This is a genomic window from Motilibacter deserti, assembly GCF_011250635.1.
GTDB lineage: Bacteria > Actinomycetota > Actinomycetes > Motilibacterales > Motilibacteraceae > Motilibacter_A > Motilibacter_A deserti.
In genome coordinates this window covers 1-5,465 of sequence record NZ_JAANNP010000113.1, presented here as the reverse complement: position 1 = coordinate 5,465, position 5,465 = coordinate 1, and the positions used below count along the sequence as shown (strand labels likewise).

Annotated in this window: 7 protein-coding genes; 1 reads left to right on the top strand and 6 read right to left on the bottom strand. The window is 71.5% G+C overall.

The genetic code is table 11. The features are described 5' to 3' along the window. Positions 1-512 (bottom strand): motility protein A (locus G9H71_RS20815; protein ID WP_196792336.1); only part of this gene is annotated, 512 nt, incomplete at its 3' end. A gap of 2 nt (positions 513-514) precedes the next feature. Further along, the gene (locus G9H71_RS24765) at positions 515-802 is read right to left on the bottom strand and encodes a flagellar FlbD family protein (RefSeq protein WP_166284691.1); all 288 of its coding nucleotides are present in this window, start codon (positions 800-802) and stop codon (positions 515-517) included. A 359-nt stretch (positions 803-1,161) separates the two neighbouring features. On the opposite strand from G9H71_RS24765, the gene G9H71_RS20805 reads away from it, so the two are divergent. Next, the gene (locus G9H71_RS20805) at positions 1,162-1,575 is read left to right on the top strand and encodes an ATP-binding protein (RefSeq protein ID WP_166284690.1); all 414 of its coding nucleotides are present in this window, start codon (positions 1,162-1,164) and stop codon (positions 1,573-1,575) included. A gap of 573 nt (positions 1,576-2,148) precedes the next feature. On the opposite strand, the gene G9H71_RS20800 is transcribed toward G9H71_RS20805, so the two are convergent. The 4 genes from G9H71_RS20800 to G9H71_RS24760 form a co-directional block, all read right to left on the bottom strand. After that, positions 2,149-2,766: a sugar O-acetyltransferase gene (locus G9H71_RS20800; protein WP_231135205.1), complete on the bottom strand. Its 618-nt coding sequence runs from the start codon at positions 2,764-2,766 to the stop codon at positions 2,149-2,151. Between the two features lie 266 nt (positions 2,767-3,032). Further along, a complete protein-coding gene (locus tag G9H71_RS20795) occupies positions 3,033-4,271 on the bottom strand; it encodes a flagellar hook protein FlgE (protein ID WP_166284689.1) in 1,239 nt (412 codons plus the stop codon). A gap of 73 nt (positions 4,272-4,344) precedes the next feature. Next, entirely contained in the window at positions 4,345-4,782 is a 438-nt protein-coding gene (locus tag G9H71_RS20790; RefSeq protein ID WP_166284688.1) for a flagellar hook capping FlgD N-terminal domain-containing protein, read from the bottom strand. Positions 4,783-4,794: 12 nt separating this feature from the next. After that, on the bottom strand, positions 4,795-5,465 hold a 671-nt coding region (locus G9H71_RS24760; protein WP_166284687.1), incomplete at its 5' end, for a flagellar hook-length control protein FliK.

The following is a 5,465-nucleotide window of genomic DNA, read 5'->3' as shown; positions in this document are numbered from 1 at the left end:
TTCTCGAGCACGTGCACGAGGCCCATGACGGTGCCGATGATGCCGATCGTCGGGCCGTACGCGCCGGCGTTGGTGAACCAGGCGGCATTCAGCTTGCCGACCGACTTGCGGGCGCCGATCTCGGCCTCGAGGATCTCGCGGAGCTCCTCGGGGTCGGTGCCGTCGATCGCGAGCTGCAGGCCCTTCTGCAGGAACGGGTCGTCGATGTCCTTGGCCGCGTCCTCGAGCGCGAGCAGGCCCTCGCGGCGAGCGCGCTCGGCCAGCTTGACGACGGTCTCGACCGAGTTGCCCGGGTCGGCGGCCTTGCCGGTGAGCGCCTTGATCATGCCCTGCAGGGCGCCGATGGTGTCCTTGAGGATGCCACCGGCGAGGCAGGCACCGATGGTGCCGACGAACACGAGGATGAGGGCCGGGATGTTCAGCAGCGCGGCCGGGTTGCCGCCCTCCATCACGTTCGCGACGAGGACAGCGATGAACGCCAGCGCGATGCCGGCGAGAGCTGCGGGGTCCATGGTCATGCCTCCCTGATGGGCAGGGGGACCACGCGGCCGCGCTGCGGCCCCCGGTCGTCCGGTCCCTGCGATTGCTCGTACTGCATCTCGGTCTCGAGGACCTGGGCTCGCGCGATGATCGACGAGCGGAAGTCGGCGACGAGGGTCACGACCTCGTACGTCGACTCGGAGACGACGAACTTCTTGCCGTCCACGAGCGTGATCACCGTGTCGGGCGTGCTCTCGGCACGCTCGATGAGGTCGGGATTCAGCGCGAACGCGTGCCCGTTGAGCCGGGTCAGCACGATCATGCGGCCGCCCTCCCGTCCTGAGTCGTCGGTCCCGAGGACCTGTCTGCCGGCGCGTGCGCCGTGCGGGCGTTCTCCGCCTGCCCTAACCGGATCGGCGGGGTGTGCTCCTCGCCTAAGCGCCGGGAACTGCGCCGTTCAGGTGACGGCCGGACGAGCTGGGCCTTCCGGCCCAGCCGATGTGGCAGCCACGTGCGGCCGCCTCGGGACGAGGCAGTCCCTCGGGGTTTCGGCGGTGGCGGGGGGCTGGGTAAGAGCCGGGTGTCCGAACGCGTCGGAGCCCGCCCTGGGCTCGCCGCACAGCCATTCCCGAGCACGTCAGGGCCCCAAGGGCCCATCGCCTCAAGAGATGGGGAACCGCCGTGTCCTACCAGCATGTCGTCGCCGTGCCGTTGACCGGGGAGCCGGCATCGGTGCGCGAGGCGCGCCGGCTGCTGTCGCGGACGCTGGAGGAGTGGGGCGCCGAGGAGTCCTCCGACGCCGTCCTGCTCGCGGCGAGCGAGCTGATCACCAACGCGATGCGCCACGGGCGGCCACCGATGCGGGTCGCCGTCGCGCTCGGGGACGACCACGTACGCGTCGGAGTCTCGGACAGCCTGCCCCAGTGCATCGGGAACGCCGCGGACCCGGCGGACGACGACGCGGAGAGCGGGCGGGGCCTCGGGATCGTCGCGGCGCTGAGCAGCGACTGGGGCTGCTCGGTCGACCGGGGGGCCAAGGAGGTGTGGTTCACCGTCGATGTGCCGCACCGCCAGCTCGAGCAGACGGGCACCTGACCCGGCTCCGCCACCCCCGGGGCCCGCTGCTCCCCGGCCTTCGCGTCGCGCTCGGGGGGCTCGTGGGTGTACCGACCGCCCGCGGTCCGACTTTCGGCTCTGGGGGGCCGGTTGCCGCCCCGTCACCGGCCCTGCGCAAGCTCCTACGTCAGCGCGATCATCGACTCCTTCCGGGACCGGCGGCTCCAGCTCGAGGGCCTGTGGCGCCGATGCGCGGCGCCATCATGATCGACCGGTCGCTCGTCCGCTGTCCCGGTGCAGCAGCCGGGTCCTCGCGTCTCGCGTTGACCCGCGGCGTGCCGCTCGTCGGTGATCGCCGCTCTTCGGCTGCCGGGAGGCCATCGCGTTCATCGCTCCTCGACCGAGGGCGATCTGCGGATCCCTGATCCTCATTACGGCGTAGCGAGATTCCTGTTTTGCAGGCGGGGCTCGCACGAGAAGCCGGTGACCAGGACAGGGAAACGGAAGGACGGTCGGATCGAATCGGGCAGCCAGCAAGCCCCGCCCGCCACGCGTCGAAGGGCAAAGTCGCCTCGCCGCCCCGACGACGCCCAGCCGTCCTGCGGCGTCCGCTCAGCGGACGCCGGGCTCCCCCGCCACCGGCCGGATCACGCGAGCCGGGTTGCCGGCCACGAAAGCACCGGCCGGCACGTCACGAGTGACCACCGAGCCCGCGCCCACGACCGCCGACTCCCCGATCGTCACGCCGGGACAGACGACGACACTGCCTCCGAGCCACACGTTGTCCTCGATCCGGACGGGTAGCACCCGCTCGTAGCCCTCGCGGCGCTGGTCGGGGTCCATCGGGTGGTTCGGCGTGTAGAGCCGCGCGCTCGGACCGATCAGCACGTCCTTGCCGATCGTGATCTCACCGCCGCCCAGGGCCAGGAAGTCGGCGTTGAGGAAGCTGCGGTCGCCGATGTGCAGCCGCGAGCCGTAGTCGGCGTAGAACGGAGGCCGGAACTGCACGGCGTCCCCCATCGAGCCCAGCAGGTCCCGCATCAGCAGGAGCGCGCGCTCGGGGTCGGACGCGTACGTCTCGTTGATCTCGCGGCAGCATGCCTGCGTGGCGGCTGTCATCGCGACGAGCTCGGGGCTCACCCGGTAGCGGTACCAGTCCCCCGCGACCATCTTGTCGTACTCGCTGCGGTCAGGGTCGGGGGTGGGCGCGGACGGCCTGGGGTGCGACATCCCGTCGAGCGTACGTCGCGGACTGCGAGCAGCAGCGTGCGGTCGGCGGGACTGCACCCGGAGTCAGCCAGCGGCCGAGGCCGTGGCCACGACCACCAGCACTGGCTGATCCGACGGCGGCTGGCTGCTTCCTGGTCCAGACGTCGCCTGAGATGGACAGCACCACGCACCGCCCGCAGCACCACCACCGCCGGCACCACCACGTACCCCGGAACGCAGCAGGGCCCGGACGCACGAGGCGTCCGGGCCCTGCGGGCGAGCGGCGGTCAGCGCTTGAGGTTGACCAGGTCGTTGAGGATCTCGTCGCTGGTCGTGATGACCTTCGAGTTCGCCTGGAAGCCGCGCTGGGCGACGATCAGGTTGGTGAACTCGGCGGCGAGGTCCACGTTGGACATCTCGAGGGTGTTGTTCTGCAGCGTGCCGCGGCCCGCGCCGCCGGCGGTGCCCATGACGGGGTTGCCGGAGTTCACGCTGTTGCGGAACATCGAGCCCCCGACCTTCTCCAGGCCGGCCGGGTTGTTGAAGCTGGCGAGGGACAGCTGCGCGAGCGGCTGCTTGAGGCCGTTGCTGAACACGCCGACCAGCGTGCCGTCCGGCGAGATCGTGAAGGCCTGCAGCGAGCCCATGGACGAGCCGTCCTGGGTGCCGGCCGCGAGGGTGTTCTCGCCGCCGAAGGAGCTCACGGAGGCGACGTCGATGTTCACGTCGCCCCACGGCGCGGTCACGCTGAAGGTCTGCGTCGCCGGGGTGCCGGTCGCCGGCGGCGTCACGAGCTTGCCGTCGGCCTTGCTGAACTCGAACGCGGCGGTCGAGGCGGTGGCAGCGGTGCCGTCGACCGTGGTGGCGAGCGTCCAGCGGTCGTTGGCGAGGCCGGTGCTGTCGACCTTCGTCAGCGTGTAGGCGAGGGTGTGCTCCTTGCCCTGCGCGTCGAACATCTTGTACGAGCCGGTGATCTGCGTGCCGTCCGCCGCGCCCGCCGGGAGGTTGCCGCCGAGCGAGGCGGCGCCGGTCGCCTTCGGCGGGAGCAGGGTGCCGGTCGGGAGCTGGATGTCGCCGATGGCGCCGTTGGTGTTGACCGCGCCGTCGACCGCGGTCCAGCCCTGGACGACGCCGCCGCTGTTCGTCACGAGGCGGCCGTCCTGGTCGAAGCTGAACGAGCCGTTGCGGGTGAAGAGCGTCTCGCCGCCGGAGCGGACCCCGAAGAAGCCGTCGCCCTGGATCATGATGTCGGTCGAGCGGCCGGTGCTCTGGGCCGAGCCCTGGCCGAAGTTGGTCGCGATGCCGCCGAGGCGGACACCGAGGCCGACCTGTGCCGGGTTGGTGCCGCCGTTGCCGCCCTGGGGGGCGCCGGCCGCGCGGACCATCTGGCTGAGCGTGTCCTCGAAGACGGTGCTGGAGGACTTGAAGCCCGCCGTGTTGACGTTGGCGATGTTGTTGCCGGTGACGTCCATCATCGTCTGGTGCTGCTTGAGGCCGCTGATGCCAGAGAAAAGGGAACGGAGCACGGAAGTTCTCCTGGAGCTGAGGGGACGGACGGAAAGGATGTGCGGGAGGAGCGTCAGGTCACGCGGTGCAGGACTACGTGCTGGGCGTGTTCTTGACTTCCTTCACCGAGGTGAGCGGGACGCTGACGTCCCCCACGCGGAGCACCGGTCCGTCGGTGCTGAGCTGCGCTGAGGTCACGACCCCCGAGACGTCCGTGCCGTCGGGGCCGGGGTAGGACACGGTCTTACCCACGAGGCTGCTCGCTCCCAGGAGCTGCTGCGAGGAGAGCATCGCAGTCTGGGTATCGGCAAGAGCGGTGAGCTTCTCAACCGACGTGAACTGAGCAGTTTGAGACATGAACTGAGAGCTGTCGACCGGGCTGTTCGGGTCCTGGTACTTCAGCTGCGCGACGAGCAGCTTCAGGAACGCGTCCTTGTCGAGCTCGTCGTTGGCCTTCTTCGTCGGCGCCGCGGGCTGCTGCGTCCCGATGACGTCCGAGATCGGGGTGTAGCCGGAGATCGGGTCAGGCATGGAGGTCCTCTCTCAGACGCGCAGGTCGAGGGCGCGGTCGCCGGTGGCGCGCACCGGGGCTGGTGCGGTCGGGATGTCGTTCGGCCGGACCGGGGCGTCACCTGAGCCGTAGGTCCCGGACGCGCGGCCCTCGCCGCGCTGCTGGGCACCCTCCCGGCCCCGGGCGAACGACCCGGGCCCGTCGCTGCCGACCTCGAGCGAGCCGGTCGAGAGGCCCGCGTCGGCGAGGTCGCGCTTCAGGTCCGGCAGCGCGGCCTTCAGGGCCTCGCGGCCGGCCTCGGTGCCGCCCGTGAGCTGCAGGTGGACGCGGCCGTCACGCAGCTCGGCGATGATCTGCACCTGCCCGAGGTCGGCCGGGTGCAGCTGCATGACCATGCGGTGCACGCCGTCCGGCCCGTTCATCAGCCCGGCGACGTGCGTGGACACCTGCGAGGCGACCGGCGTGTGGGCCGGCGCGTGCGCCTGCGGGCGCTCCGGAGCCGCAGGGGCCGACGGCACGACGTTGCCCGTCGTCGGCGCGGTGGGCGCCGGCGTGGCCGGGGCCGCGGAGCCGGACGGCGCGTCCGACGGTGCGGCCGCAAGCAGCGCGGCCGCCGTCGCGCCGTCCTGCGGCGCGTCGCCGCCGGCGTCGCCGGACGTCCCGCCCTGCCCGGCCGCGAGCACGGGCATGCCGGCCGCGAGCG